At 66.2% G+C, this 25,215-nt stretch carries 22 protein-coding genes; 9 read left to right on the forward strand and 13 right to left on the reverse strand.

The genetic code is table 11. From position 1 onward, the window contains the following. Positions 1-6: 6 nt before the first annotated feature. From rsmA to rsmI, 4 genes are all read right to left on the reverse strand, one after another. Positions 7-879, reverse strand: coding sequence for a 16S rRNA (adenine(1518)-N(6)/adenine(1519)-N(6))-dimethyltransferase RsmA (gene rsmA / locus CXY78_RS11015; protein WP_104089352.1), 873 nt, complete (start codon positions 877-879; stop codon positions 7-9). Beyond that, positions 876-1,874 carry a TatD family hydrolase gene (locus tag CXY78_RS11020; RefSeq protein WP_104089353.1) on the reverse strand — a complete coding sequence of 333 codons (999 nt, stop codon included), beginning with the start codon at positions 1,872-1,874 and terminating at the stop codon, positions 876-878. Before CXY78_RS11020 ends, rsmA begins: the two co-directional genes overlap by 4 nt. Beyond that, a complete protein-coding gene (gene metG / locus CXY78_RS11025) occupies positions 1,867-3,438 on the reverse strand; it encodes a methionine--tRNA ligase (RefSeq protein WP_104089354.1) in 1,572 nt (523 codons plus the stop codon). Before metG ends, CXY78_RS11020 begins: the two co-directional genes overlap by 8 nt. 61 nt (positions 3,439-3,499) lie before the next feature. Continuing rightward, complete coding sequence (rsmI, locus tag CXY78_RS11030; protein ID WP_104089355.1) at positions 3,500-4,363, reverse strand: 16S rRNA (cytidine(1402)-2'-O)-methyltransferase; 864 nt, start codon at positions 4,361-4,363, stop codon at positions 3,500-3,502. A gap of 62 nt (positions 4,364-4,425) precedes the next feature. On the opposite strand from rsmI, the gene CXY78_RS11035 reads away from it, so the two are divergent. From CXY78_RS11035 to CXY78_RS11060, 6 genes are all read left to right on the forward strand, one after another. Further along, positions 4,426-5,982: a dolichyl-phosphate-mannose--protein mannosyltransferase gene (locus CXY78_RS11035; RefSeq protein ID WP_104089356.1), complete on the forward strand. Its 1,557-nt coding sequence runs from the start codon at positions 4,426-4,428 to the stop codon at positions 5,980-5,982. A gap of 155 nt (positions 5,983-6,137) precedes the next feature. Continuing rightward, on the forward strand, positions 6,138-7,238 hold the full coding sequence (locus tag CXY78_RS11040) for an acyl-CoA desaturase (RefSeq protein WP_104089357.1): 1,101 nt from the start codon (positions 6,138-6,140) through the stop codon (positions 7,236-7,238). Further along, the gene (locus CXY78_RS11045) at positions 7,192-7,533 is read left to right on the forward strand and encodes a hypothetical protein (RefSeq protein WP_104089358.1); all 342 of its coding nucleotides are present in this window, start codon (positions 7,192-7,194) and stop codon (positions 7,531-7,533) included. The genes CXY78_RS11040 and CXY78_RS11045 overlap by 47 nt, the downstream gene beginning before the upstream one ends. A 107-nt stretch (positions 7,534-7,640) precedes the next feature. Continuing rightward, a complete protein-coding gene (locus tag CXY78_RS11050; protein ID WP_104089464.1) occupies positions 7,641-9,026 on the forward strand; it encodes an L-serine ammonia-lyase in 1,386 nt (461 codons plus the stop codon). 176 nt (positions 9,027-9,202) lie between these two features. After that, positions 9,203-9,622 carry a LysM domain-containing protein gene (locus CXY78_RS11055; protein WP_134346371.1) on the forward strand — a complete coding sequence of 140 codons (420 nt, stop codon included), beginning with the start codon at positions 9,203-9,205 and terminating at the stop codon, positions 9,620-9,622. Between the two features lie 92 nt (positions 9,623-9,714). Next, a complete protein-coding gene (locus CXY78_RS11060; protein ID WP_104089359.1) occupies positions 9,715-10,656 on the forward strand; it encodes a sulfurtransferase in 942 nt (313 codons plus the stop codon). Positions 10,657-10,792: 136 nt separating this feature from the next. On the opposite strand, the gene CXY78_RS11065 is transcribed toward CXY78_RS11060, so the two are convergent. Then, positions 10,793-13,291, reverse strand: a complete 2,499-nt coding sequence (locus CXY78_RS11065) for an RNA helicase (protein ID WP_104089361.1) — start codon at positions 13,289-13,291, stop codon at positions 10,793-10,795. A gap of 246 nt (positions 13,292-13,537) precedes the next feature. Here CXY78_RS11065 and CXY78_RS11070 point away from each other — a divergent pair, with 246 nt between their 5' ends. Then, positions 13,538-15,175, forward strand: a complete 1,638-nt coding sequence (locus CXY78_RS11070; RefSeq protein WP_092340624.1) for a molybdopterin-dependent oxidoreductase — start codon at positions 13,538-13,540, stop codon at positions 15,173-15,175. A 61-nt stretch (positions 15,176-15,236) separates the two neighbouring features. Here CXY78_RS11070 and CXY78_RS21050 read toward each other — a convergent pair whose 3' ends face one another. The 7 genes from CXY78_RS21050 to CXY78_RS11100 all read right to left on the reverse strand — a co-directional run bounded on the left by CXY78_RS21050 (position 15,237) and on the right by CXY78_RS11100 (position 23,059). Then, the gene (locus tag CXY78_RS21050; RefSeq protein WP_158252830.1) at positions 15,237-15,395 is read right to left on the reverse strand and encodes a hypothetical protein; all 159 of its coding nucleotides are present in this window, start codon (positions 15,393-15,395) and stop codon (positions 15,237-15,239) included. Positions 15,396-15,497: 102 nt separating this feature from the next. Continuing rightward, on the reverse strand, positions 15,498-16,451 hold the full coding sequence (locus CXY78_RS11075) for a ferritin-like domain-containing protein (protein ID WP_092340623.1): 954 nt from the start codon (positions 16,449-16,451) through the stop codon (positions 15,498-15,500). Between the two features lie 222 nt (positions 16,452-16,673). After that, the gene (tatC, locus tag CXY78_RS11080) at positions 16,674-17,429 is read right to left on the reverse strand and encodes a twin-arginine translocase subunit TatC (RefSeq protein WP_092340779.1); all 756 of its coding nucleotides are present in this window, start codon (positions 17,427-17,429) and stop codon (positions 16,674-16,676) included. A gap of 65 nt (positions 17,430-17,494) precedes the next feature. After that, on the reverse strand, positions 17,495-17,707 hold the full coding sequence (tatA, locus tag CXY78_RS11085; protein WP_092340622.1) for a twin-arginine translocase TatA/TatE family subunit: 213 nt from the start codon (positions 17,705-17,707) through the stop codon (positions 17,495-17,497). Positions 17,708-17,835: 128 nt separating this feature from the next. Continuing rightward, positions 17,836-19,488 (reverse strand): FAD-dependent oxidoreductase, encoded by a 1,653-nt coding sequence (locus CXY78_RS11090; RefSeq protein WP_092340778.1) that lies wholly within the window; start codon positions 19,486-19,488, stop codon positions 17,836-17,838. Further along, complete coding sequence (locus tag CXY78_RS11095) at positions 19,481-21,640, reverse strand: molybdopterin oxidoreductase family protein (RefSeq protein ID WP_104089362.1); 2,160 nt, start codon at positions 21,638-21,640, stop codon at positions 19,481-19,483. The genes CXY78_RS11090 and CXY78_RS11095 overlap by 8 nt, the downstream gene beginning before the upstream one ends. Before the next feature lie 6 nt (positions 21,641-21,646). Beyond that, positions 21,647-23,059 (reverse strand): MFS transporter, encoded by a 1,413-nt coding sequence (locus CXY78_RS11100; RefSeq protein WP_104089363.1) that lies wholly within the window; start codon positions 23,057-23,059, stop codon positions 21,647-21,649. A gap of 266 nt (positions 23,060-23,325) precedes the next feature. Here CXY78_RS11100 and CXY78_RS11105 point away from each other — a divergent pair, with 266 nt between their 5' ends. Both CXY78_RS11105 and CXY78_RS11110 read left to right on the forward strand, forming a co-directional pair. Further along, positions 23,326-24,120 carry an RNase H family protein gene (locus tag CXY78_RS11105; RefSeq protein WP_092340619.1) on the forward strand — a complete coding sequence of 265 codons (795 nt, stop codon included), beginning with the start codon at positions 23,326-23,328 and terminating at the stop codon, positions 24,118-24,120. Between the two features lie 72 nt (positions 24,121-24,192). Continuing rightward, positions 24,193-24,579: a TraR/DksA C4-type zinc finger protein gene (locus tag CXY78_RS11110; protein WP_092340618.1), complete on the forward strand. Its 387-nt coding sequence runs from the start codon at positions 24,193-24,195 to the stop codon at positions 24,577-24,579. Between the two features lie 146 nt (positions 24,580-24,725). Here the strand turns inward: CXY78_RS11110 and CXY78_RS11120 are convergent, their stop codons facing one another. Further along, on the reverse strand, positions 24,726-25,160 hold the full coding sequence (locus CXY78_RS11120) for a hypothetical protein (RefSeq protein WP_092340616.1): 435 nt from the start codon (positions 25,158-25,160) through the stop codon (positions 24,726-24,728). Between the last annotated feature and the right edge of the window lie 55 nt (positions 25,161-25,215).

Consider the following 25,215-nt stretch of genomic DNA (forward strand, 5'->3'; position numbering starts at 1 on the left):
CCGCAGCTACGCGGGTGACCAGACGCGCGCGATGGCGAGAAAATCGTGCACGGTGAGCTGCTCGCCCCGCGCCTCGGGGTCGATGCCCGCCGCGCTCATCAGAGCGGATGCCGTGGCCGAGTCCCCAAGGACGACCGACAGGGACTGCCGCAACATCTTTCGGCGCTGCTGGAAAGCGGCGTCGACGAGCGCGAAGGTCTTGAGCCGGAGCTCCTCGGATTCCAGCGGCGCGCTTCGACGCTCGAAGGCGATCAGGATCGAGTCGACGTTGGGGACCGGCCAGAACACCTGGCGGCTTACTTTGCCAGCGGTGCGAAAATCGCCGTACCAGGCGGCTTTGACGCTCGGGCTGCCGTAGATCTTGTTGCCGGGCGGGGCTGCGAGGCGTTCGCCGACCTCGGCCTGCACCATGACGACACCGGCGCGAATCGACTCGAAGTGCTCGAGCAGGTAGAGCAACACCGGCACAGAGACGTTGTAGGGCAGGTTGGCGACGAGCCGGGTGGGGTCGCCGGGCAGCTCGGTGATCTTCAGGGCGTCGGCACGGATGACCGACAGTCTGGCGCCGGGCTGCATGAGTTCGACGGTGAGTGGCAGCTGCTCGGCCAGGCGGTCGTCGATTTCAACGGCGACGACGGCGGCGCCGACCTCGAGCATGCCGAGGGTGAGCGAGCCGAGGCCTGGTCCGACCTCGACCACGGTGTCGCCGGGTGCGACCCGGGCGACCTTGACGATGCGCCGTACGGTATTGCCGTCGATGACGAAGTTCTGGCCGAGCTTCTTGGTGGGGTTGACGCCGAGCATCTCGGCGAGGTCGCGAATCTCAGCCGGACCGAGGAGGGTCTTCGCGGGCTTCGGCTCGTCAGCAACGTCGGTCATGCGATGCCGCCGCGCGGGCTGGGGTCCGGGCCTGGATCGTCGTGGGCGGCCGTGACCGGTTCGGCGTCCCAGCGGCCGTAGACCAGCTCGGTGTTGGCGGTGATTTGAGCGGAGAGCAGGGAGACATCCGTTTCGAGGTGGGCAGCCATGCCGCGCAGCGTGTTCGGCAGCAGGTAGGGCGCGTTGGGCCGGCCACGGTAGGGCAGGGGGGTGAGGAAGGGGGCATCCGTTTCGACCAGCAGCAGGTTGCGTGGGGCAGCGAACAGGGCGTCGCGCAGCATGGAGGCGTTTTTGAACGTGACGTTGCCGGCGAACGACATATACCAGCCATGATCGGCGCAGAGGCGAGCCATGTCGGCGTCGCCGGAGAAGCAGTGAAAGACGGTGCGTTCGGGGGCGCCCACCTTGAGCAGGGTTTCGATGACGGCTTCGTGGGCGTTGCGGTCGTGAATCTGCAGCGCCAGGTTGTTCTCCTTGGCGATGCGAATGTGCGCCTCGAAGGATCGAAACTGGGCGGCGCGGCCTTCTTCGCCGGTGCGAAAGAAGTCGAGGCCGGTCTCGCCGACCGCGACCACGCGCGGCTGTCCGGCGAGTTCGTTGATCACGGCGAGGGCGTCGTCGAGGGTGCCGGCCGCGTCGAGTGCTGGCGCTTCGTTGGGGTGGATGGCGACGGCGGCCAGCATGCGCGGCTCGATCAGGGCGCACGCGGCCGACCAGCGGGACGTTTCCACGTCGCCGCCGACCTGGATCACCCCGCGCACGCCGACGCTCGAGGCGCGATCGAGCTGTTCCCGATAGCTGAGCGGATGCTCGCCGTCACTGATTTCGAGATGGGTGTGGTTGTCGTAGACGGGCACCGTGAGCGGTTCCGGCAGCGGCGGGTAGCTCAGGTCACGGCCCTGAGTGTTCTCGCGCTTCCGAATGGCGCTGCCGTAGCCGTCGACGCCTCCGTCGAGACTGGTGAGGGAATCGCTGGGCACCGCGTCGCTAGGCATCGGCCGGCTCCACGATCGATTCGATGCGCGGAAACAGCGGCTCGAGCGGGCTGGCGTGTGCGCCGCCGGCCCATTCCCAGGCCCGGTCGATGCGCTGGTCGGCGAGCGCGCCGTCGCCACCGAGGGCGGTCCACAGCTTGCCGGTCGCGATGGGAATGACCGGCGAGAGCAGCACGGTGAGGGTGCCGAGGCCGCGCACGGCGGTGTGCAGCACGCTCTCCAGGCGCGCCCGCGTCTCCGGGTTCTTGGCCAGCGCCCACGGCTCCTGCAGGGTGATGTAGCCGTTGAGCTCGTCGACCAGTTCCCACACGCTCGCGAGGGCGTCGTGGATGGCGAGGGTCTCGATGAAGGCGCGCGAGGCATCCGTCACGCGCTGTTCGGTCGCGGCAATCGCGAGGTCGTCGGCCGTCAACGCGCCAGCTTCGGGCACGACGCCGTCGCAGTACCGCACGACCATGGCGATCACGCGGGACGCGAGGTTGCCGAAGCCGTTGGCGAGCTCAGACTGGTAGCGGGCCGAGAGATCCTCCCAGCTGAACGAGCCGTCCTGGCCGAAGCTGATGGCGCGCATGAAGTAGTACCGAAAAGCGTCGGAACCGAAGGTGTCGGTGATCTGGCTCGGGGCGATACCGGTGAGCTTGGACTTGCTCATCTTCTCTCCGCCGACCAACAGCCAGCCGTGGCCGAAGACCTGCTTGGGCACCTCGATGCCGGCGGCCATGAGCATGGCCGGCCAGATGACGGCGTGAAAGCGCAGAATGTCCTTGCCGACGATGTGGGTGGCAGGCCAGCGGCTCGCGAATTCCTCGTCGTTCTGGCCGTAGCCGGCCGCGGTGATGTAGTTCAGCAGAGCGTCGAACCAGACATAGACGACGTGCGATTCGTCCCACGGCACCTTGATGCCCCAGTCGAAGCTCGACCGGGAGATCGACAGGTCACTCAGGCCGCGCCTGACGAAGGACATGACCTCGTTGCGGGCCGCTTCCGGCTGCACGAAGTTGGGGTTCTCCTCGTACAGGGCCAGCAGTCGGTCGGCAAAGGCACTCATCTTGAAGAAGTAGTTCTTCTCGTGCAGCAGTTCCACCGGCTTGGAGTGAATCGCACAGACCGGCTGGCCGGCATAGTCACCGGTGCCGTCGACGAGGTCGCTGATCTGCTTGTACTCCTCGCAGCCGACGCAGTAGTAGCCCTCGTACTCGCCAGTGTAGATATGACCCTCATCGTGCAGGTGCTGCAGAAACTTCTGCGCGTTCACCTCGTGGCGTTCGTCGGTGGTGCGAATGAAGTCGTCGTTGGCGATATTGACGGTCTCCAGCAACGGCTTCCACGCGGTCTCGACCAGACGGTCGGCCCATTCCTTGGGCGTGACGCCGTTGGCGATGGCGGTGCGCAGAATTTTCTGGCCGTGTTCGTCGGTGCCGGTGAGCAGCCAGGCGTCATCGCCGGACTGCCGGTGCCAGCGCGCGAGCACGTCGGCAGCGACCTCGGTGTAGGCGTGCCCGATGTGCGGCACATCATTCACGTAGAAAATGGGCGTGGTGATGTAAAAAGAGCCAGCGGACATGCGTTCATCTTATGCGCCAGGCCACCGCCTCTCCTCCCTGTTACGCCGGGCGGGCCTCGGCCTAACCGAGCGGAAAGGCCGACCGGTCGGGTTTCGGCGCGGATGCCCCGGTCTTGGCCTGCAGCGCGTGCTCGTAGAGTTCGCGCTTGCCGAGGCCGCTGGCCACCGACACGTCGGCCGCAGCATCCTTCAAGCGGATGCCGCCCGCCACCAGGTCGAGCACCTCCGCCACGCCCATGGCCAGGTCCAGTACCCGCACTTCAGCACCCGCAACGACGATGCAGATCTCGCCGCGCACGCCTGCCGCCGCCCACTCGGCCAGTTCGGCCGCCGTGCCGCGCTTGACCTCTTCGAAGAATTTGGTCAGTTCCCGGCAGACCACGACGCGACGGTCGGCTCCGAGCGTTGCCGCGAGGTCGAGCAGAGAGTCGGCCAGACGGTTGGGCGATTCGAAGAACACCATGGTGCGGCGTTCTGCGGCGAGGTCACGCAGCAGCTTGATCCGCTCACCGTGCTTACGCGGCAGGAAGCCTTCGAAGGTGAACCGGTCGGTCGGCAGCCCGGAGACGGCGAGAGCGGTCAGGACTGCGGACGGCCCGGGCAGGGCGGTGACCTGCACGCCGGCCGCCACCGCGGCATCCACTAAATGAAAGCCGGGATCGGAGACGGTGGGCATTCCAGCGTCGCTCAGCACGAGGATGTCGACGTCGCGGGCGAGTTCGACCAGTTCGGCGGCTTTGCCGCGTTCGTTGTGGTCGTGCAGGGCAATGAGCTTGGGCCGATTCTCGATGCCGAGGGCTTTGAGCAGGTGCACGGTGACGCGGGTATCCTCGGCGGCCACGATCGTGATGGTACTCAGGGTCTCGATCAGGCGCCGGGAGGCGTCGCCGAGATTTCCGATCGGGGTGGCAGCAAGGATGATCATGCTGCAATTCTCGCAGCCTCGGGCGAGCCTTTCGTTCTTCGCTTGCTCGGTACGATAGTCAGGTGCTCGCAACTAGTCGATGGGTTCGCTGGGGCGCGCCCCTCCTCGTGGTCCTGCTGGCCGCCGGATTACGCTTGTGGAACCTCGGCGTGCCGCACGCTCTCGTGTTTGATGAGACCTTTTATGTGAAGGACGCCTGGACCCTCTTCAATAACGGGTATGAGTCCACCTGGCCGGCCGACGCCAATCCCTTGTTCGAGGCCGGGCAGACCGACATCTTCACGACGGATCCGTCGTTCGTGGTGCACCCGCCGCTCGGTAAGTGGCTCATCGCCCTCGGCATGAACCTGCTCGGTCCCGGCAACCCGTGGGGCTGGCGCCTGGCCACCGTGGTGGTCGGGGTGCTCGCGGTCGTGCTCATCATGCTCGTGGCCCGCAAGCTGTTCCAGTCGCGCCTACTGGCCGTGATCGCTGGTTTTTTGCTCGCCATCGACGGTCATGCCATCGTCATGAGTCGGGTTGCTCTGCTCGACAACTTCGTGATGTTCTTCGCACTGCTCGGTTTCGGGGCGATCCTGATGGATCGGCAATGGCACGCGACGCGTCTGGCCGCCCGGACGGCCGGGGTGAGCGACGTCGGATGGGGCCCGACCCTGTGGTGGCGACCGTGGCTGCTTGCCGCCGGTCTCGCCTTCGGCCTGACCAGTTCGGTGAAATGGTCGGGGCTGTACTTTCTGGCCGCTTTCGGCGTCTACCTCGTTGTCGTCGACGCGCTCGCTCGGCGCCGTAACGGCGTCACTTTCTGGGCCAGTGCCGCCATTCTGAAGCAGGCCCCCGCCACGTTCCTGCTCTTGGTTCCCGTGGCCGTCACCACGTTCTTCGTGTCCTGGACGGGCTGGTTCGTCACCCGCGGCGGGTATTACCGGGAGTGGGCAGACGGGGCTGGAGCGGCCTGGACCGGTCCGCTCGCTTGGGTTCCGCACACCCTGCAGAGTTTCTGGCACTACCAGGCGGCCGCATACACGTACCACGTGGGCCTCGCCACGCCGCATCCGTACCAGGCCAACCCGGTGACCTGGCTGTTCATGATTCGCCCGACCAGCATGTACTACCGCGGTTCCAGTCAGGGCGAATTCGGCTGCCAGTTTCAGAACTGCTCCGAGGCGATCACCTCGGTCGGCAACCCGCTGATCTGGTGGGCGGCGACCGCCGCGCTGTTCTACCTGGTCTACCGACTGGCCCGATACCGGGAATGGCGGGTCGGCCTTATTCTCATGGGAATGGTCGCCGGCTACCTGCCGTGGCTGATGTACCTGAACCGCACGGTTTTTCAGTTTTACACGATCGCGTTCGAACCCTATCTGCTGCTCGGCCTCGTTTTCGTCATCGGCATGTTCCTCAAGCGAATTCCCGAACTGTCCAGGCCAGAACACCGGCATTCAGCACATTCGCAGGTGTACGAATATGACCCCCAACCGCGGGTCGGAGCGCTTGGCGCCGTCATTGTCGGCCTCGGGGTGGCGCTGCTGCTGACCGCGTTCTTCTTCCCGGAATGGACCGGAATGCAGACTCCATTCGCGTTTTGGCAGCTCCACATTTGGATGCCAAGTTGGCGATAGATCGGTCAGATACATTCCATTTTTGGCATATAATGACTGAGAATGCTGTGTGAATGAGGCACGGATTACGCTCCGGCGAACGTAGACTGACGATTATCTGCTCCACGAGTAATTGCTCACGTCCCGGCTGAGAAGTCCCGATCCACAAAGGCCTCATGTCGGAAGCACTAGCCGCACCCTCGGTCCGCATCATCAGGACCCGGCCGGGTGGAGACACAAAGAACCCCACAACCGAATATTCGGCGCTCCTGCATACCGTGCGCAATCTCGGCCTTCTCGGCCGTCGCACCGGTTTCTACTGGATGGTCTTCTCCATTCTCGTCGTGGCCACGCTCGGCGCTGCTGCCGGGTTCGTTCTGCTCGGCGATACCTGGTACCAGCTGATCATCGCCGGCGCGCTCGGCATCATCTTCACCCAGTTCGCTTTTCTGGCCCACGAAGCCTCGCACCGCGCCGTGTTCACCTCCGGCAGGGCGAATGACCGGGCCGGCCGTGTCCTGGCCAACCTCTTCGTCGGCATCAGCTACGCCTGGTGGATGACCAAGCACAGCCGGCACCACGCCCAGCCGAACGTCATCGGCAAGGACCCCGACATCGAGCCAGACTTCATCGTGTTCCGCGAAGAAGACGCCAAGAAGGTGAGCCGGCTCGGCGCTATCGTCACCCGCAAGCAGGGCTACCTGTTCTTCCCCCTGCTCATGTTCGAAGGCATCAACCTGCACATCCAGGGTTTCAAAACCGTCTTCGGCAAGAACAAGGTCAGCGAACGCTGGGTCGAGATCACGATGCTCGTCACGCGCATCACCGCCTACTTCGCCGTCATCTTCTACTTTCTGCCGCTCGGCATGGCCTTCGCCTTCATCGGTGTGCAGATGGCCGTGTTCGGTGTCTACATGGGCGCATCGTTTGCTCCCAACCACAAGGGGATGCCGCAGCTTCCGGCCGAAAGCCGCGTCGACTTTCTGCGCCGCCAGGTTCTCACCAGCCGCAACATTCGCGGTGGCACCTTCATCGACACCTACATGGGTGGGCTCAACTACCAGATCGAACACCACCTGTTTCCGAACATGGCCCGACCGCACCTGCGGAAGGCGCAGGAGATCGCCAAGGAATACTGCATCTCCCACAACGTGAAGTACACCGAAACCGGCGTCTTCGAGAGCTATGGCATCGTCATCGCCTACCTCAACAAGGTGGGCCTGGCCGCGCGTGACCCGTTCGATTGCCCAATGGTGCAACGCTTCCGCACGCACTAACACCACCCAGCTTGCCTCAGGCCGTTTCCCCTCTGGGAGGCGGCCTGATGCAGTTAAATGGCAGTACCACCGCCGGAACCGGTTCCGACGCCGCGCCTACGGCTGCCCCCTCACCATCCGCAACGTCGCCCAGTCGCTCGTCTACACGACGACCCTCGGCAAGGGCACCCTCACGCTCGCCCCGACCTTCGCCCTGAGCGTTCCGGCCAACACCTTCCGTTCCAACTACTCGGATGCGGTCGGCAGCACCGCCGTCGACCCCTACGTGTCGACCATCACGTTCACCATCGCGTAGCCACCGTTCTCGGCAGGTCCATGGACCTCTCGGGTAATGCCCCGCACCTCAGGGTGCGGGGCATTGTTGGGTTAACTCCCGCGTGCGGGTGCCGTACCATGAAGACCGTGACAGCGTACGTCTCAGCCCTGGACCTCTTTTCCATCGGAATCGGCCCGTCCAGTTCCCACACGGTGGGTCCGATGCGTGCTGCCCGCGTTTTCGCCGAAGACCTCGTGGCGACCGGCCGTCTGGCCGAGGTGGGACGCATCCGCTGTTCCCTCTTCGGATCGCTCGGGTCAACCGGTCTCGGCCACGGTACGCCCGACGCCGTCCTCGCCGGGCTGACCGGGCTGCGCCCGGAGACCTGCGACCCCGACCAGGTGCGTTTCGCCTGGTCCGGCCTGCGCGATGGCGCCACCCTCACTCTGCTCGGTGGGCACCGCATTCCGATCAGCACGAGCGACGTGCGCTTCGAGCCGCGCACCCGTCTGCCCGGCCACCCCAACGCGCTCACCCTCTCGGCCTGGGCGACCGACAGCGCAACGGATGCCCCGCCCCTGCTCGAGGAGACCTTCTATTCGATCGGTGGCGGGTTCATCCGCCGCGGCACCGAACGCTCGAGCGCACAGGCCCGTGTCGCTCAACCACTCCCCTACGATTCCAGTGCCGAATTGCTCGCGCTGTGTGACGCGCACGAGCTCACCATCTGCGAGGTTGCCCGCCGCAACGAGGAAGCGATCCACGGTGCCGCAACGCTCGACGCGGGCCTCGACGCCATTTGGGACGCCATGCACACCTGCGTCGACGCCGGGCTCAGTCACACGGGGCTGCTGCCAGGGGGCCTCAAGGTCAAGCGTCGGGCCGCGGCGGTACGTATGCGCCTGGAGGAATATGACGGGCTGCCGCTGCGCGACCGCGACACCTCCACCGAATGGTTGCACGCCTTCGCGCTCGCGGTGAACGAGGAAAACGCGGCTGGCGGCCGGGTGGTCACCGCACCGACCAACGGGGCGGCCGGCATCATCCCGGCCGTCGGTCACTACTACCTGCGCTTCGTTCCCGGAGCGGATGCCGCCGGCATCCGTCGGTATCTGCTCACGGCTGTGGCCATCGGTTCCCTGGTCAAAGCCAACGCGTCGATCTCCGGAGCCGAGGGCGGCTGCCAGGCCGAGGTGGGCGCGGCCTGCGCCATGGCCTCCGGCGCGCTCTGCGCTGTGCTCGGCGGCACTCCGCGACAGGTGGAGAATGCGGCCGAAATTGCCATGGAACACCATTTGGGGCTCACCTGCGATCCGGTCGGGGGCCTCGTGCAGGTGCCCTGCATCGAGCGCAACGCCATTGCCTCGTCGACCGCGGTGTCGGCAGCCCGGCTGGCGCTGCACGGCGACGGAACCCACCTGGTCTCGCTCGACACCGTGATCGAGACCATGCGGCAGACCGGACTTGACATGATGACGAAGTACAAGGAAACCAGCGAGGGCGGGCTCGCCGTGAACGTCATCGAGTGCTGACGGACACCCCTGAATGGGGTAGTCAGCTCCGTGTTGCCGCCATGTCGGCAGCCTAAACTGGCTGAACGCGTGCATCGACGATGTCGCATCGCGCCTCTTGAAAGGGTTGAACCATTCGCAGCACACTCGCACGCCGCCCGTGGGGCATCATCGTTGCCGCTCTCCTGCTCGTGGTGATGGCTGGCTGTGCCGGCGAACCGGCTCCGGCCGTCACTGTGACCATCACCCCGGCCGTCACGCCGACGCCCACACCGAGTCCCACGCCGACACCGACGCCCGTTCCCACCGAGGAGGCGGCGCTGATTCCGAACCCGACGGTGCCCGACCTCGTTCCCAACGCAGAGCCGGTGCCGCTCCCGCAGGGGCCGGCCGCTGACCAGGGCGCTACGCCTGGAGCCCGCGGCACCACGACCGCCGACGGTGCGGGCGCACTACTCACCTACACCGTCGTCGAAGGCGACGCGTTCTTCGACATCGCTCAGCGGTTCAATATTCCGGTGCAATTGCTGCTCACCATGAACCCCTCGGTACCGGGGCTCGGCGAAAACATCTACATCAAGCAGGTCATCAACCTGGACTGGACCACGACGCGCTAACCGGCCGGAGTTTCACCGGCCACTGTGTCGCCGGATGACTCGACCCGGCACCGGTTCCGTCGGGTGTCGGCGGCCCCCGCTAGCCTTGCACCATGAGTTCTCCCGTTCCGCCTTCGCGCCTTGTGTCCAGCCCCGTTGTCTCCAGCCCCGTTGTCTCGACCCAGTGGCTTGCCGATCATCTCGGTTCCGACAACCTGGTCATTCTCGACGCCACCGTGTTTGCGCTAGCCCCGTCCACGACCGAGTCGGGGGCGGCGGGTCCCCGCTACCTCAGCGGTCGTGACGATTACCTCACCAAGGGGCACATTCCCGGGGCCGTGTTCGCCGACCTGTTCGACGTCTTTTCCGACCCGGCCGGTGAATTTGATTTCTCCCGGCCGAACGCCGACCTGTTCGAGAAGGCGGCGGCATCCGTCGGTATCGACAACGGCACGACCGTAGTCGTCTACGACGCCGTGGTCGGCCAGTGGGCGGCCCGCATCTGGTGGTTGTTCCGCGCCTTTGGCTACGACGATGTCGCCGTGCTCGACGGCGGCCTCACCAAGTGGCACGCCGAAACACGCCCCTTTGCGACCGGCGGCGTGCGTCCGCGGGTCGTCGGCGGGTTCACGGCAGCGCCGCGTCCCGAGCTGTGGGTCGACAAGAGCTTCGTCGAGTCCATCGTGGCAGGCGTAGCGGATGCCGCCCTCGTTTGCTCCCTGCCGCCGGCGGAATTCGCCGGCACGGCCGGTTCCCGCCCGCGTGCCGGGCACATCCCCGGCAGCATCAGCCTGCCGGCCAGCACGCTCGTGGATCCTGCCACGAACGCGTTCCTGCGCGGTGACCAGCTCGATGCAACGCTTTCCCCAGCCGTCACGGCTTCAGCGGCGGGTGCGTCGGGTCACCTCGTCACCTACTGCGGCGGCGGTATCGCCGCGGCAGCGAGTGCTCTCGCGCTCATCCGCGCCGGTAATGAGCACGTATCGATCTACGACGGCTCGCTCAACGAGTGGGCCGCCGACGCCGCGGCGCCGCTGAACGCGCCCGGCGCGTAGCCCACAGCACCCGCGCCGACGCCCGCCGCGGTGAGCGCGCCGGAATTCGGTGGCCGCTAGGTCGGTTCGTTAGCGGCCACCGAGATCGGGCACAGTCCTGGGCAGATCCACTGGCACGCGCCTGCGCGACGCCGCGCTAGAGGCGGTTCACCCCGGTGACGCGCACGACCGCCGCGCCGAGCTCGTCGGAATCGGCCAGGTTCACGCTCGCGCTGATCCCCCAGTCGTGGTCGCCGGCCGGGTCGTCGAGAATCTGCCGCACGGTCCACTCCTCGACGCCCTCCCCGATCATGAGCAGGTCGGAGCTGCGCGCGTTGCCGCCGGTGAGTAGCTCGTCGTGCTCGGCGAAGTAGCCGTCCATCGCGTCTGCCCAGACATCGGCCGAGTAGCCATGCTCGCGATCGAGTTCGCCGAGCTCGTCGTAGTGTTCCAGCGCGGCCAACTGCACCCGACGGAACAGCTCGTTGCGCACCAGAATGCGGAAGGCCCGCACGTTGGTGGTCAGGCGGCGAGGCGGCGGCGGCAGGATCGCGTGGGCATCCGCTTCGTGCGCGGCTAGGTCGGGGTGCAGCAGCTCTTCCCACTCGTCGAGCAGGCTCGAGTCCACCTGACGCACGAGTTCGCCGAGCCATTCGATGAGGTCGAGCAAGTCTTCGTTCTTGGCCTCGTCGGGAATGGTCTGCCGCGCGGCCCGATAGGCGTCCGAGAGGTAGCGCAACACCACGCCCTCGCTGCGGGCCAGCTTGTAGAACGCGATGAACTCGCCGAACGACATCGCCCGCTCATACATATCGCGCACCACGGACTTGGGCCGGAGCTCGAAGTCCGCGATCCACGGCTGCGAAGCCTTATAGGTGTCGAAGGTGTAGTTCAACAGTTCTTCGAGCGGCTTGGGGTGCGTGATCTCCTCGAGCAGCGCCATCCGCTCGTCGTATTCGATGCCCTCGCGCTTCATCGCGTTCACGGCCTCACCCCGGGCGGCAAACTGTTGCCCCATGAGCACGGGCCGCGGGTTGTCGAGGGTCGACTCCAGAATCGAGATCATGTCGAGCGAGTAGGTAGGCGATTCCGGGTCGAGCAGTTCGAACGCGGCCAGCGCAAACGGTGACAGCGGCTGGTTGAGCGCAAAATTCGCCTGCAGGTCAACGGTCAAACGGATGCTGCCGCTCGCGCTCTGCTCCACAATTCCAGCTTCACGCAGGGTCTTGTAGATGCCCAGGGCGCGTCGGGCCAACACCAGCTGGCGGCGCCACGGTTCGTGGTTGTCAAAGACCAGGGAGTGCACGTGGGCGAAGGCATCGCCGCCGCGCCCGATCACGTTGATGAGCATCGCCGCGGTCATCTGCATGGAGGGCGACAGGGTCTCGGGTTCGGCATCGACCAGACGGCGAAAGCTTGGTTCGCCCCAGGACACGAAGCCGTCCGGCGCCTTTTTGCGCACGATCTTGCGCTTCTTCTTCGGGTCGTCGCCGGCCTTCTCGATGGCCTTGAGGTTCTCGCTCTCGTGCTCCGGCGCCTGGATGACCACCGTGCCAGCCGTGTCGTAGCCGGCCCGCCCGGCCCTCCCTGCGATTTGGTGAAACTCCCGCACGTTCACCTGGCGCATTTTCACGCCGTCGTATTTGGTGAGAGCGGTGAACAGCACGGTGCGAATCGGTACGTTGATGCCGACGCCGAGGGTGTCCGTGCCGCAGATCACCCGCAGGTAGCCGCGCTGCGCGAGCTGCTCGACCAGCCGCCGATACTTGGGCAGCATGCCGGCGTGGTGCACGCCGATTCCCATGCGGATGAGCCGCGACAGGGTCTTGCCGAAACTCGTCGTGAACCGGAACTCGCCGATCAGTTCGGCGATGACGTCGCGCTGTTCACGAGTGGCGACCTTGGCGCTCGCGAGGGCCTGCGCGCGTTCCAGGGCGGCCGCCTGGGAGAAATGCACGATGTAGACCGGCGCTTTGTCGGTGTGCAGCAGCTCTTCGACCGTTTCATGCACCGGCGTCTGCTCGTAGTAGTAGCTGAGCGGGACCGGGCGTTCCACCCCGGTGACGACGGCGGTTGGCCGCCCGGTGCGCCGGGTCAGGTCGTCACTGATGAATTTCACGTCGCCGAGGGTGGCCGACATGAGGATGAACTGCACGCGCGGCAGGAGCAACAGCGGCACCTGCCAGGCCCAGCCGCGTTCCGGGTCGCCGTAGAAATGGAACTCGTCCATCACGACGAGGTCGACCTCGGTGTCTTCGCCGTTACGCAGTGCCAGGTTGGCGAGAATCTCGGCGGTGCAGCAGATGATCGGGGCGTCGGCGTTGACGCTCGAGTCGCCGGTCATCATGCCGACGTTCTCGGCGCCGAAGGTTTCGACCAGGGAGAAGAACTTCTCGCTCACGAGGGCCTTGATTGGCGCGGTGTAGAAGCTGCGCTTGCCGGCCGAGAGCGCGGCGAAGTGCGCGCCGACGGCCACGAGCGACTTGCCGGTTCCGGTCGGGGTGCTGAGGATCAGGTTGGCCCCGGAGACGATCTCGATGACCGCCTCCTCCTGGGCCGGGTACAGGGTGAGGCCTTGGTCGGTCGCCCAGGATTCGAACGCCTCGAAGAGAACGTCGGGGTCGGTTTCGTTTTCGAGGCGCGCAAGCAAAGACATAGTCCCTTAACACTGCACTACTTCTGCCGCTCCCGCCCCCGAACGGTACCCACGCCGTCCCTCCCCCGTGGCTAATTCAGGAAATCCCCTCGGAAAGGTGCACGAAGGCGGGGCAATCGGTCATGTCAGCGCCGATCTCCTGACTTAGCCACCAAACCCGGAGCCAAGATGTGACGGATGTCTGACGAAACCGGCGCGGACCCCGGGCAGAGTGCTAATCACAGCCGCCGGTTCTAGGCTGGCGGCATGGTTTATGTCACCCCCGATACCGCTGCGGCTGCGACCCCCCGCCGCGCCCGGGCCCTCTGGCGCCCGGCGGCCGCGGGACTCGCCGCAGCCCTGGCCGGCCTGGGCCTGGCCGAGCTGACTGCCGCATGGATCGCCCCCGGCGCGAGCCCGGTGCTGACCGTCGGCGCGCTCGTCATCGACATTGTTCCGCCCGGTGTCAAAGAACTCGTGATCGGCTTGTTCGGCACGGCCGACAAGTTCGTGCTCATCGTCACCATCGTGCTCGTGTTGGCCGTGGTCGCCGCTCTGGCCGGCATTCTTGAATCGAGGCGTCCGCCGTTCGGCCGTCTGCTTGTCGTGCTGATCGGCGCGATCGCCCTGTTCGCGGCGCTCTCCCGCTCGAGCGCCTCCACCCTCGACGCGGTGCCGGCGGTTGTCGCCATGGGGGTCGCCGCGATCGCGCTGACCTTCCTCACCACGAGGCTGCCGATACTTCGAGCCACCGAGAGCACCGCCGCCACACGCGACGGGGCGCTCAAACCGGGCGCACCCTTTGACACCTCGGACCGCGCCGAAACGCCTGGCCCCGACCGCCGCCGCGTTCTCGTCTACACCGGCGTCACTGCGGGCATCGGGCTGCTCGCCCTGGTCGGCGGCCAGCTCAGCGCCGCAGCGACCAGGGCAGCGGATGCCGCGCGCGCGTTATTCACGCTGCCAGCGGCATCCGTTCGGCAGGCCGCAATACCGGCCGGGGCGAGCCTCGACGTGGCGGGCATCACCCCGCTGATCACGCCGAACGCGGACTTCTATCGCATCGACACCGCCCTGAGCGTGCCGCGGATCGACCCCACGACCTGGCGGCTGAGAGTCACCGGCATGGTCGAGAATGAGGTCGAGATCGACTTCGCCGAGCTGCTCGCGCTGCCACTCGAGGAGAGCACGACCACCCTGGCCTGTGTGTCGAACTACGTCGGCGGCGACCTGATCGGTAATGCCACCTGGCTCGGCTACCCGATTCGCGAGCTGCTGGCCCGCGCCACGCCCACGAGCGGGGCGGATATGGTGCTCTCCACGAGCCAGGACGGCTTCACGGCCGGCACCCCGATCGAAGCGCTGACCGACGGTCGCAACGCCATTCTTGCCGTGGGTATGAACGGCGAACCACTGCCGCTCGAGCACGGCTACCCGGTGCGCATGGTCGTGCCCGGGCTGTATGGCTACGTCTCGGCCACGAAGTGGGTCGTCGAGCTCAAACTCACCCGATTCGATCAGGAACAGGGCTACTGGACTCCGCGAGGCTGGTCCGAACTCGGCCCGGTCAAGCTGTCCTCCCGGGTCGACGTGCCGCGCGACGGCACCTCGGTGCCCGCCGGATCCGTCGTCATCGCCGGCGTCGCCTGGTCGCAGCACGTGGGAGTGAGCAGTGTCTCCGTGCAGATCGACGACGGCCCGTGGAAGGACGCCACCCTCGCCGACGCGATCTCCGTCGACACCTGGCGGCAGTGGGCCTACACCTGGAGCGATGCGACCATCGGTAACCATACCGTCAAGGTGCGGGCAACGGATGCCGAGGGTCTCGTGCAAACGTCGGCCACTGCCGACGTCGCGCCCGACGGGGCCACCGGACTGCACGAGATTTCGGTGTCCGTCTCGTAAGTGACGCGCTGGGCGTAGGTTTGCCTGCCGAGCTCATGATTGAACCTGCACCCGGGCCGGTCTAGCGTGGGCAAAGCACCGCGATCGGCACGGTGCAGCCGGCCTTGTGCTCGTAGGGCGCGAAGAACAACGCCCTCGCCACGATCACGTCGCGCCACAGTGTCGCCCGCTCGGCCTCAGCGGCCACCCGCACCGTCACTGTCAGTGTTCGCGGCCCCACCTGCACTTTTCCGCGTCACGCGCGACGCTGGAGCTGCGCCAGTACGCCGGAGTTTCGCCTCCCGCGTACTGGCGCAACTCCCGCGCGCTTTGGGATGACGGGCTAGCCGTTGGCACCGCTGGTGTTGATGACACCGTTCACGCCGGCCGGGAAGAACCCGCCCGAACGCACCGGAGCCGCGTTGAGATAGGTGATGTTGAGCACCTGGGCGGCGCTGCGGCTGAACACCAGGCCATTGGCGTCGGTCGGCACGAGGTTCGCCTTCGATGCGTTGCCGATGCCTTGGTCGAGGTCGGTCGGGCCGTCGACGGCGTCGCGCACATCGGAGATCGCCTGCACGGTCGTGTACACCGAGGGCAGCGCCACACCGAGCGCGTAGAGCGTGCTGCGGATGACGCCGGCGTGGTAGGCCTCGACCGCGAGCAGGCCGGCGGCCGCCTCGAGGTAGGTCTTGTTCGAGATCAGTGGCGCCGCACCCTTGTAGGCGGTGACTCCGACGTCTTCGAAGATGAACGCGCCGAACAGAAAGTTCGCCTCGTTCGCGTACACATCGAATTTCTGTCCGGGCTTGACCAGTCCGGCCGCCTGGGCGGCGGCGGTGAAGCTCGCGTCGAGGTTGATCTTGGGGCGTGACACGGCGACGCTGCCGAGCGCGGACCGCAGGAAGGCCACGTGAGCTTTCTCGTCGGCGGCGATCTCGGCGGCGTACTTCTTGATGATCGACGTCTTGAAGTGCACCATCCGACCACCGGTCACGCCGCCGCGGGTACCGGTTCCGGTCGTCATGCTGTCGGGCAGCCCGCTGCCGGTCGTGGCCCGCAGATAGAACTCTGCCTCGAGGTACTCGAGGTTGAGTGCGAAGTTCAAAATGGACGCGTCACTCGGCGCGGCTGCCGGGCCGGTCGATTCCGCGGCCAAAGCCGGTGAGCCAGTGGCGAGCATGGCTGCTCCCACACCGAACCCGGCCACACCAGCCGCCCGCAGAAAGTTTCGGCGATCCGAAGAATTCTCTGCACTGCGGTTGATAGCGCTGGTAATGAAACCCTGATCAAACATCCTTGTTCTCCTGTCGATTGGCGAATGTGCCGGGTGTGTCTGAAGTAACAACGGCAACCTACCCGCTCAAATCAATCTCCCGGATGGCTGGACACGGACGTAAGCAAACGATAAGAATTATGCTCACTTTGTAGGTTTTTGCGTTCTGTATGTTTTCCGGCGCGACTGGACGCCAGCAGAGCGGATGCCGGCGGCCCGCGCCCGCTCGTGCCAGCTAGCGAGTCAGAGCAGGAGCCCGTCGCTGCCGACCGGGGGTAGCCGGCGAGCCACCCGGCGATCGTGGAGCACCGCGATACCGTAGGCGGCGAAGTAGAGCACCACCATGGGAATGGCGAGCAGGAACATCGACACCAGGTCGGCGGCCGGGGTCGCGATGGCGGTGAACAGAATAATGACGAGCATCGCCACGCGCCAGGATTTGATGATAGAGCGCGCGCTGATCACCCCGGCGAAGTTCAGCAGCACGATGAACACCGGCAGCACGAACGCGATTCCGATGGCGATCATGAGCTTGAGCACGAAGTCGAAGTAGTTCTGCGCGTTGATGAGCGCAGCATCCTGTCGGGGCGCAAAGCTCGTCATGAGCTCGACCACGTGCGGCAGCACGTACCAACCGGCCGCGCACCCAGCCAGAAACAGCGGCACGGCAGTGAAGAAGAAACCGAAGGTGTACTGCTTTTCCTTGCGGGTGAGCCCGGGGGTGAGAAACGCGAAAATCTGGTAGAGCCACATCGGGCTCGAGACGATCAGGCCGACATAGAACGAGATGCGCAGTTTGAGGTCGAACGCACTCGTAATGTCGGGGTAGTTGATCTGCGCGTTGCGATTCTGGGCTCGCACGATCGCGTAGATCGGCTCGCGCAGGCCGTCCCAGACGAAACTCGACAGAAACCAGCCGGCGATCGCACCGACCAGGATGCCGAGGGCCGCCAGAAAGAGCCGCTTGCGCAACTCCAGCAGGTGCTGTCCGAGAGACATCTTGCCTGTGCGCTTGTTTGCACCTTTATCCGGGGCGCTCCGCACCCCCTGCACGACCATCTGGCCTAGACCTTCGGGTTCGGCATGCCGCTCGAATCGGTGCCGGAGCTGCTGTCGGTCGGTGTTTCCTCGGTGCGCTCCGGGGTGATCTCGCTCTTGAAGATCTTCATCGACTGACCGAGACTGCGGGCGAGCCCTGGCAGTTTCGGAGCGCCGAACAAGAGCAGAATCACGACGAGAATGATCAGAAAATGCCATCCGGTCAGGTTGCTGAGCATGTAAATTCTCCCTCGAATCAAGTCGGTCGTGCAGCAGTGTAACGGCCACACCCGTGGCGAAACCGGGTAAAGCTCAGCATTTTCTTGGGTTGTAACATTTTCCCTAGAAATCCGGGAGAAACGGATGCCTACCCGGCTGTTCCAGCGGCGGGCTCGGACGTGGCGAAGCGCTCGAGAACGTCGATGATGCGCATTTTGCAGCCGCCGCATCCGGTGCCGGCCCTGGTGGCAGAGCTGATGCAGGCGACGCTGGTGTTGCCGGCCGCGGCCGAGTCGGCGATGGCTCCGACCGTGACCCCGTTGCACCAGCACACGGTCGCACCCGGGTCGAACGCACTGCCCGCGGAGGGCTCGTAGTCCGGCCCGTCGTAGCGCAGCAGGACGGAGCGATCGGCTGGCAGTTCGCTGCCGCGCTCGAACAGCAGCGTCAGTTCGGCGGCGGTGCGCGGCATGCCGACGCAGACGAACCCCTCGAGAATACCGTCACGGGTGACCATTTTCACGTAGCGCCCGTGCTCGGGGTCGGCCCACTGCGAGACGCTCAGCGGTGCCCCGGAGCAGCCGGCAGCGTGGGCGTCGATGCTGGCGTTATCAGCGGCACGATCCCACGGGTCGGCGCCAGTGTTTCCCACCGACACGACGTCGATGCCCTCGGACTTCAGCATGACCACGGCCGACACCGAAGCCGCCAGCGGCAACGCCGCACCCCGGCCTACCATCTCGACGGTGAATCGCGCTGCCAACCAGTCGGCCTGGCGCCAGCCCGGCCCGATCAGGCCGCTGGGCCCGCCGGAGGGCAGCGCGGTGGAAGCGCCGGCGCGAGGCGCAGGAGCCACGTGCGCGCAGTCGCCGATCGCGTAGATGCGCGGGTCTCCCCAGCTCTGTAGGTTTTCATCGACCAGGATTCCGGTCGACACCGGCAGGGCCGCCAGCTGGGCCAGCTCGATGCGGGCGCCGACACCGCAGGAGAGCAGCAGCAGGTCGCCGTGGATCTGCTTGCCGTCAGCACAGATCAGGGCGTCGAACCGGTCCACTCCGTCGTCGTCCTCGTGAAAGAGCAGGCTCTCGGCGCGAGAGTGGTTGACCATGGTCACGCCGGCCCGGCGGGCGCTCTGCGCGAGCACGCTGCCGCCGCCGCGGTCGAGGTTGCGTGCCATGGGAATCTCGCCGTGATAAACCACGCAGGCCTGGGCACCGGCGGTCGCCGCAGCGAGAGCAATCTCCACACCGAGCACGCCCGCGCCGAGCACGACGATGCGGGCTCCGGCAGTCACGGCCGCGAGCACCCGCTGCGCGTCGTCGAGGTCACGCAGCACGGTGACCCCGCGCGGGAGTGGGGCGCCGCTGGTGTCGAGGGTGGCGGCATCCGCTGGCGGCGCCTGGCGATCGCGGTGTACGCGGGTGACGCCGTCGAGGGTGGGCACGTTGGCACGGGCGCCGGTGGCGAGCACGAGCCGGTCGTAGCGCAACAGCGTGTCATCGCTGAGCGACACCGCACGGCGACTGCGGAGGATGGCCGTGACGCTCAGGCCCAGGCGCAGGTGCACGCCAGCCTCTCGGGCGGCGAGCGTGTCGGTGATATCCAGGCTCTCCCGGTCGGCGTTGCCGACGGCATATTCGGCGATGAGCACCCGGTTGTAGGCGTCCGCGCTCTCGGCCCCGACTACGGTCAGTATCGCCGCGCCCTGCCGCACGAGCGGCAGCAGCTCGTCGACGAAACGGGCACCGACCGGGCCGTAGCCGACCAGCACGATGTGCTCAGAGTTCCGGTGTTCAGACATGGGCGCCTGCTTCCACGAGCGCACGCACTCGAACGGTCGTCTTCTTGAATTCGGGCATACCGCTCACGGGATCGGTCTCGTCGTCCGTCAGCAGGTTGGCACGCTGATCGCCGGCAAAGTGAAACGGCAGAAAGACCGTGTCAAAGCGGATGTCGGTGCTCACCTCGGCCCGGCAGCGCACCGTTCCCCGGTCGTTGCTGACCTCGACCCAGGCCTCGTCGATGATGCCGAGCTGCTCCGCGGTAGCCGGGTGCAGCTGCAGTCGGGCCTCCGGCTGGGCATCGGCGAGCTCGCGCACCCGCCGGGTCTGGGTGCCGCTTTGGTAGTGCTCGAGCAGGCGGCCGGTGATCAGCGTGAGGGTGCCGTCGACCTGCGCCGGTGCACCGAGGCGACTGGCCTGGACGGCGACGAGGTGGGCGCGGCCGTCGGGGTGGGCAAAGCGGTCAAGAAATAGGCGGGGCGTTCCGGTGGACCCTGCGGGATACGGCCAGAAGGCCGGCTCTTCGGAGTCGAGCAACTCATAGCTGAGCCCGGAATAGTCGGCCAGGCCTCCCGCCGACGCCCGGCAGAGTTCGTCGAACACCTCGGACGCTTCGGCGCTGAACGTTGACGCCGAGTCGAGCCGGCGAGCGAGTTCCTGCCAGATCCACAGTTCGCTGCGCACGCCCTCCGGCGCGTCGACGGCCAGGCGGCGACGGATGACGCGGCCCTCGAGCGAGGTCATCGTGCCCTCCTCTTCGGCCCACTGGGTCACCGGCAGCACGACATCGGCGAGCACGGCAGTTTCGGAGAAGAAGAAGTCGGCGACGACCAGAAAGTCGAGGGTTTTCAGGGCGGCGCGCACCCGGTTTGCGTTCGGAGCCGAGACGACCAAGTTAGAGCCGTGCACGAGCAGGCAGCGGATGCCGCCCGGCTCGCCCAGCGAGCTGAGCAACTCGACCGCGGGAAGCCCAACGCCAGGCAGGCTATCGGGGTCGACACCCCAGACCCCAGCGACATGCGCGCGCGCGGCGGGATCGTTGATCTTGCGGTAGCCGGGCAGCTGGTCGCATTTCTGCCCGTGTTCACGTCCACCCTGCCCGTTGCCCTGGCCGGTTAGCGTGCCGTAGCCGGAGTGCGTCGTGCCAACAAGGCCGAGCACCAGGCTGAGATTGATCGCGGCGGTGGCCGTGTCGGTGCCATCGGCGTGCTGCTCGACGCCCCGCCCGGTAAGGATGTAGGTGCCGCTGCCGGTCGCTGCTCCGCGCGCAGCCCCGCCAGCGAGGCGCCGGGCTAGTTCACGCAGCTGCCAGACCGGCACGCCGGTCTGTTCCTGTACCCGGGCCGGCCACCACTGGCTCACGCTGCGGCGCACCGCGTCGAAGCCCGTGGTGCGGCTCGCCAGATAATCGAGGTCGGCGAGTTTCTCGGCGATGACGATGTGGGTCAGGCCGAGCAGCAGCACGAGGTCGCTGCCGGGGGTCGGCTGCACGTGCATGCCGGCGCCGTCGTCGGTGAGTCGGGCGGTCGCGGTGCGGCGGGGGTCGACGACCACGAGGCCGCCAGCGGCGCGGGCGCCCTCGAGGTGGCCGATGACCGGCGGCATGGTCTGCGCCACGTTGGAGCCGAGAATCAAAATGGTGTCGGCCGCGTCGAGCTCGTCGACCCGAAACGGCAATCCCCGGTCGAGGCCGAACGCCCGGTTTCCCGCGGCGGCGGCGCTCGACATGCAAAACCGGCCGTTGTAGTCGATGCGGCTGGAACGAAGCGCCACTCGGGTGAACTTGCCGAGCTGGTAGGCCTTCTCGTTGGTCAGGCTGCCGCCGCCGAACGCGCCGACCGCGTCAGCCCCGTGTTCCGCCCGGGCCTCGCGGAGTTTCGAGGCGACGAGGTCGAGTGCGTCGCTCCAGGAGGCCGGCTCGAAGGTACCGTCAGCCTGTCGCAGCAGGGGTTCGAGAATGCGGTCCGGCGATGTGAGCAGTTCAGCAGAGGTCCAGCCCTTCTTGCACAGGCCCCCGCGGTTGGTCGGAAACTCCCGGCCCGTGACCGTCACGACTGCGGTGGCCTGCGAAACGGATGCTGCGGCATCCGTTTCAACCGGCGTTTCGACCGGGGTCAGCGTCATCGCGCACTGCAGGGCGCAGTACGGGCAGTGGGTTCGGGCCACGGGCATGGGTTCCTAGATCTTCTGGCCGGCGACGGACGAGCCGCGGTGGAGGTAGACGAAGGCGGTGACACACATCATGACGACGTAGGCCATGGCGAAGGCGTAGATCGCGCTGGAGTAGTCGCCGGTCGTTGTCTTGGAGTGGCCGAGCACCTGCGGGATGATAAATCCGCCGTAGGCTCCGACAGCCGAGATGAGGCCGAGGGCTGCTGCCGTCTTGCGTTGCGTGTTGACGTCACCCGAGTTCTGGTGGGCGTCTTTCACTCCGCTCTTGGCCGAGAACACGCTCGGAATCATACGGTAGGTCGAGCCGTTGCCGATTCCGGTGGCGACGAAGATCAGCAGGAAGCTGCCGAGGAACGCCCAGAAGTTTCCGAGCGGCAGCACCGCGACCACCACGAGGGCACCGACGGCCATGACGCCGAAGGCTGCGACGGTGACGGATGCCCCGCCAAAGCGGTCGGCGAGGCGTCCGCCAGCCGGGCGTGCCAGCGAACCGACCAAGGCGCCGATGAAGGCGAGCGACAGCGAGGCGGACGCGACCTGGAAGGTGGAGTAGGCGGGAAACTGGTCGGCGATGAGCTTCGGGAAGACGCTCGCGAAGCCGATGAAGGAACCGAAGGTGCCGATGTAGAGCATGGCGAGAATCCAGAAGTGCGGCTCCTTCACTGCGGCGATGGATCCGGCGAAGTCGGCCTTGGCGTTGGTGAGGTTGTCCATGTACTTCCAGGCGCCCCACATGGCCACCAGGATGAACGGGATCCAGAACCAGCCGGCGAGCGAGATATTGAGGGTACCGACAGCGCCGAGGGTGATCACGATCGGCACGATGAGCTGGGCCATCGAAGCGCCGAGGTTGCCGCCGGCCGCGTTCAGGCCGAGCGCGTAGCCCTTCTGGCTCTGCGGGTAGAAGTAGGTGATGTTCGACATCGAGCTGGCGAAGTTGCCGCCGCCGAAGCCGGCGAGCGCGGCGACGAACAGCATGACGCCAAACGGGGTGTCCGGGTTGCCGACGCAGAAGCCGAGAGCGATCGAAGGGATCAACAGCAGTCCGGCCGAGATGATCGTCCAGTTGCGGCCACCGAACTTGAGGACCAGGAAGGTGTACGGGAAGCGCAGCGTGGCGCCGACGAGGCTCGGCATGGAGATGAGCCAGAACACCTCGGCGGTGGAGAAGGTGAAGCCGGCGGCCGGTAGCGACACGACGACGATGCTCCAGAGCTGCCAGACCACGAAGCCGAGGAACTCGGCGAAGATCGACCATTTCAGGTTGCGGGAGGCGATGAGTTTGCCACCCTGTTGCCACTGCTTCTTGTTCTCGGGGTTCCAATTGTCGATCCATCGACCCGGACGGTGCACCAGCACCGCCTCATCGGTACTGGGTGCGGTGGTGCCTGGTGCTGATTCAACGGTGCTGGATGTCATCGAAATCCCCTCAGGAGGTGGTGCAGAGCTGCAGGCAGCCCGGGCGGCTTCCCTGCTTCGACGTTAGCCAGCGCGTGTTTCCGGCCAACGTGGCACCCGTTACCTTCCGATCACCAGATCATCACAGGCTGTTCGGTGGGATGTTGGGGCGCTGTTACATGACGGACACATTCCAGGCGTGGTCCGGTGATACTGGCAGCGGATGCCGGGCGTGGCAGAATTGGACGACCTGCGCCCTGCGTATCCGCTGTTTGAAAGGCCCGCACATGACGATCACCGCCGCCGCCGACGGTTCTGCCCTCGGAAACCCCGGACCGGCCGGTTGGGCCTGGTACGTCGACGACTCGTCGTGGGCGGCCGGCGGCTGGAAGCACGCCACCAACAACCAGGGCGAGCTGAAGGCCGTGCTCGAACTGTTTCGCGCGACAGCGCACATCGACGACGACCTGCTGGTGCTGTGCGACAGCCAGTACGTGATCAACTCGGTGACGAAGTGGATGAAGGGCTGGAAGGCCAAGGGCTGGCGCAAGGGCGACGGCAAACCGGTGATGAACCTCGACCTGCTGAAGGAGATCGACGAGGCCATCGCCGGCCGCCGGTACCGCTTCGAATGGGTCAAGGGACATGTCGGGCATCCGCTCAACGAGGCTGCCGATGAGCGTGCGCGCGGCGCGGCCGAGGCGTTTCAACGCGGTCGGCCGGCACCGGCCGGGCCTGGTTTTGCCGGGGCTGCTGCGGTAGCCGAACCGGTGGTGGGGGCGCGAGCTGCGGCATCCGTCGGGCAGAGCGGCACGGGCGCGCCGACCCTCACCTCGGGCCGGGTCACCGAGCGGGCCGCCGCTTACTCGCACGACGAGCTGTTCTCGTTCGACGACCTCAGGGATGACATCGGCGAGGACCACCGCGACCTCACCGACCCGCACGGCCCCGACGCGATACGCAGCACCAGTGAGCTGCACCGGGTGATGCTCTCGCTCAGCGCCGAGGAACACCGGCGCCTGGTGCAGCGCGCTGCGGCCCGCGGAGTGACGATCGAGGAGTACCTGCGCGGCCAGATCTGAGCCGCGCTTGCTCACACCGGCCCGTTGACGGACCAGCCCACAGCGGCCAACCGGGCCGTGAGACCATGGAACATGACCGTTTCACCCTTTGACCCCGCTCAACTACACGCGTTTGAGACCGCTCTCAGCGAACGCCGGCGTGAACTGAACCTAGAGTCCCAGCGCCTCGCAGACACCTTTGCCGGCGTGCAAAGCTCGCGCAGCGACGGCTCGGCCGACGGCGCCCACGACGCTGAGGCGTCCTCGCTGCGCACCGAATGGTCACGCATGTCGGGGTTCCAGGGCGAAGCCGTCGAAGAACTCGCGGCGATCGATCGGGCCCTGCAGCGGATCGTCGACGGCAGCTATGGCCTGTGCGTGCGCGGCGGCGAACGCATTCCGCAAGGGCGGCTGGAGATTAAACCGGCCGCTGACCTCTGCATCATGTGCGCGGAGAAAGCCGCTCCGCGCCGCCGCTAGCCCGGCAATCCGTTGCTGGGACTGCTGCGCGATGACCGCCGGTCGGGTACGGCACTGACGGTGCTGGACAGGTGCCGCATCCGCTGGGGAGAGCTGGTGGCCGTCACCGGCTTGGCGCCGGGCGACCCTCTGACCAGTTCGACAGGTCATTGGTGCTGCTCGACCCTCGCCGGCGCTTCGGCCACAGCATCGGAGATTTTCTGGGTGCCGAAGTAGGCGGTCAGAATCAGGATCAGTGCTGTTCCTGAGAAGATTCCGTCGAGATTTCCGGCCGGAAGAAGAGAGATCATCAGTGCCATCGTGACGATGCAATTGATGACCGAGAGTGCCAGGCCCCACAGGCGATCGCGCAGAATTCCGATCGCCCCGATCAGTCGCAGGGCACCGAACACTCCGCTCATCACCATCATGAGATAAAGATTGTCCTGCAGGTACGGCACGATGAACGAGAAATGTTCCGAGATGGTGCCCTGCTCTACCCCGAGCAGGAGCAGGGGAATGACTCCGATGAAGACGCTGAATTCCATCAGTCCGCCCTGCACGATCAGCAGAATCGCGGCCGCCTTGTAGTTCTTCTTCATGTCATTGCCCCCGGCAGCCAGTCTAGCGAGGGGTCGGCGCTAGTCCGTGTCGGGG

This window comes from Cryobacterium sp. N19, from assembly GCF_002929595.1.
Classification (GTDB): Bacteria; Actinomycetota; Actinomycetes; order Actinomycetales; family Microbacteriaceae; genus Cryobacterium; species Cryobacterium flavum.

Bases quoted from the DNA above. Each gene is read 5' to 3' on its own strand.
- CXY78_RS11065 (WP_104089361.1), bottom strand. From the start codon at position 13,291: ATGTCTTTGCTTGCGCGCCTCGAAAACGAAACCGACCCCGACGTTCTC.
- CXY78_RS11110 (WP_092340618.1), top strand. From the start codon at position 24,193: ATGACCGTTTCACCCTTTGACCCCGCTCAACTACACGCGTTTGAGACC.
- CXY78_RS11100 (WP_104089363.1), bottom strand. From the start codon at position 23,059: ATGACATCCAGCACCGTTGAATCAGCACCAGGCACCACCGCACCCAGT.
- CXY78_RS11055 (WP_134346371.1), top strand. From the start codon at position 9,203: ATGGCTGGCTGTGCCGGCGAACCGGCTCCGGCCGTCACTGTGACCATC.
- CXY78_RS11095 (WP_104089362.1), bottom strand. From the start codon at position 21,640: ATGCCCGTGGCCCGAACCCACTGCCCGTACTGCGCCCTGCAGTGCGCG.
- tatA (WP_092340622.1), bottom strand. From the start codon at position 17,707: ATGCTCAGCAACCTGACCGGATGGCATTTTCTGATCATTCTCGTCGTG.
- CXY78_RS11105 (WP_092340619.1), top strand. From the start codon at position 23,326: ATGACGATCACCGCCGCCGCCGACGGTTCTGCCCTCGGAAACCCCGGA.
- CXY78_RS11020 (WP_104089353.1), bottom strand. From the start codon at position 1,874: ATGCCTAGCGACGCGGTGCCCAGCGATTCCCTCACCAGTCTCGACGGA.
- rsmI (WP_104089355.1), bottom strand. From the start codon at position 4,363: ATGATCATCCTTGCTGCCACCCCGATCGGAAATCTCGGCGACGCCTCC.
- CXY78_RS11070 (WP_092340624.1), top strand. From the start codon at position 13,538: ATGGTTTATGTCACCCCCGATACCGCTGCGGCTGCGACCCCCCGCCGC.
- CXY78_RS11075 (WP_092340623.1), bottom strand. From the start codon at position 16,451: ATGTTTGATCAGGGTTTCATTACCAGCGCTATCAACCGCAGTGCAGAG.
- tatC (WP_092340779.1), bottom strand. From the start codon at position 17,429: ATGTCTCTCGGACAGCACCTGCTGGAGTTGCGCAAGCGGCTCTTTCTG.
- rsmA (WP_104089352.1), bottom strand. From the start codon at position 879: ATGACCGACGTTGCTGACGAGCCGAAGCCCGCGAAGACCCTCCTCGGT.
- metG (WP_104089354.1), bottom strand. From the start codon at position 3,438: ATGTCCGCTGGCTCTTTTTACATCACCACGCCCATTTTCTACGTGAAT.
- CXY78_RS11090 (WP_092340778.1), bottom strand. From the start codon at position 19,488: ATGTCTGAACACCGGAACTCTGAGCACATCGTGCTGGTCGGCTACGGC.
- CXY78_RS11120 (WP_092340616.1), bottom strand. From the start codon at position 25,160: ATGAAGAAGAACTACAAGGCGGCCGCGATTCTGCTGATCGTGCAGGGC.
- CXY78_RS11060 (WP_104089359.1), top strand. From the start codon at position 9,715: ATGAGTTCTCCCGTTCCGCCTTCGCGCCTTGTGTCCAGCCCCGTTGTC.
- CXY78_RS11040 (WP_104089357.1), top strand. From the start codon at position 6,138: ATGTCGGAAGCACTAGCCGCACCCTCGGTCCGCATCATCAGGACCCGG.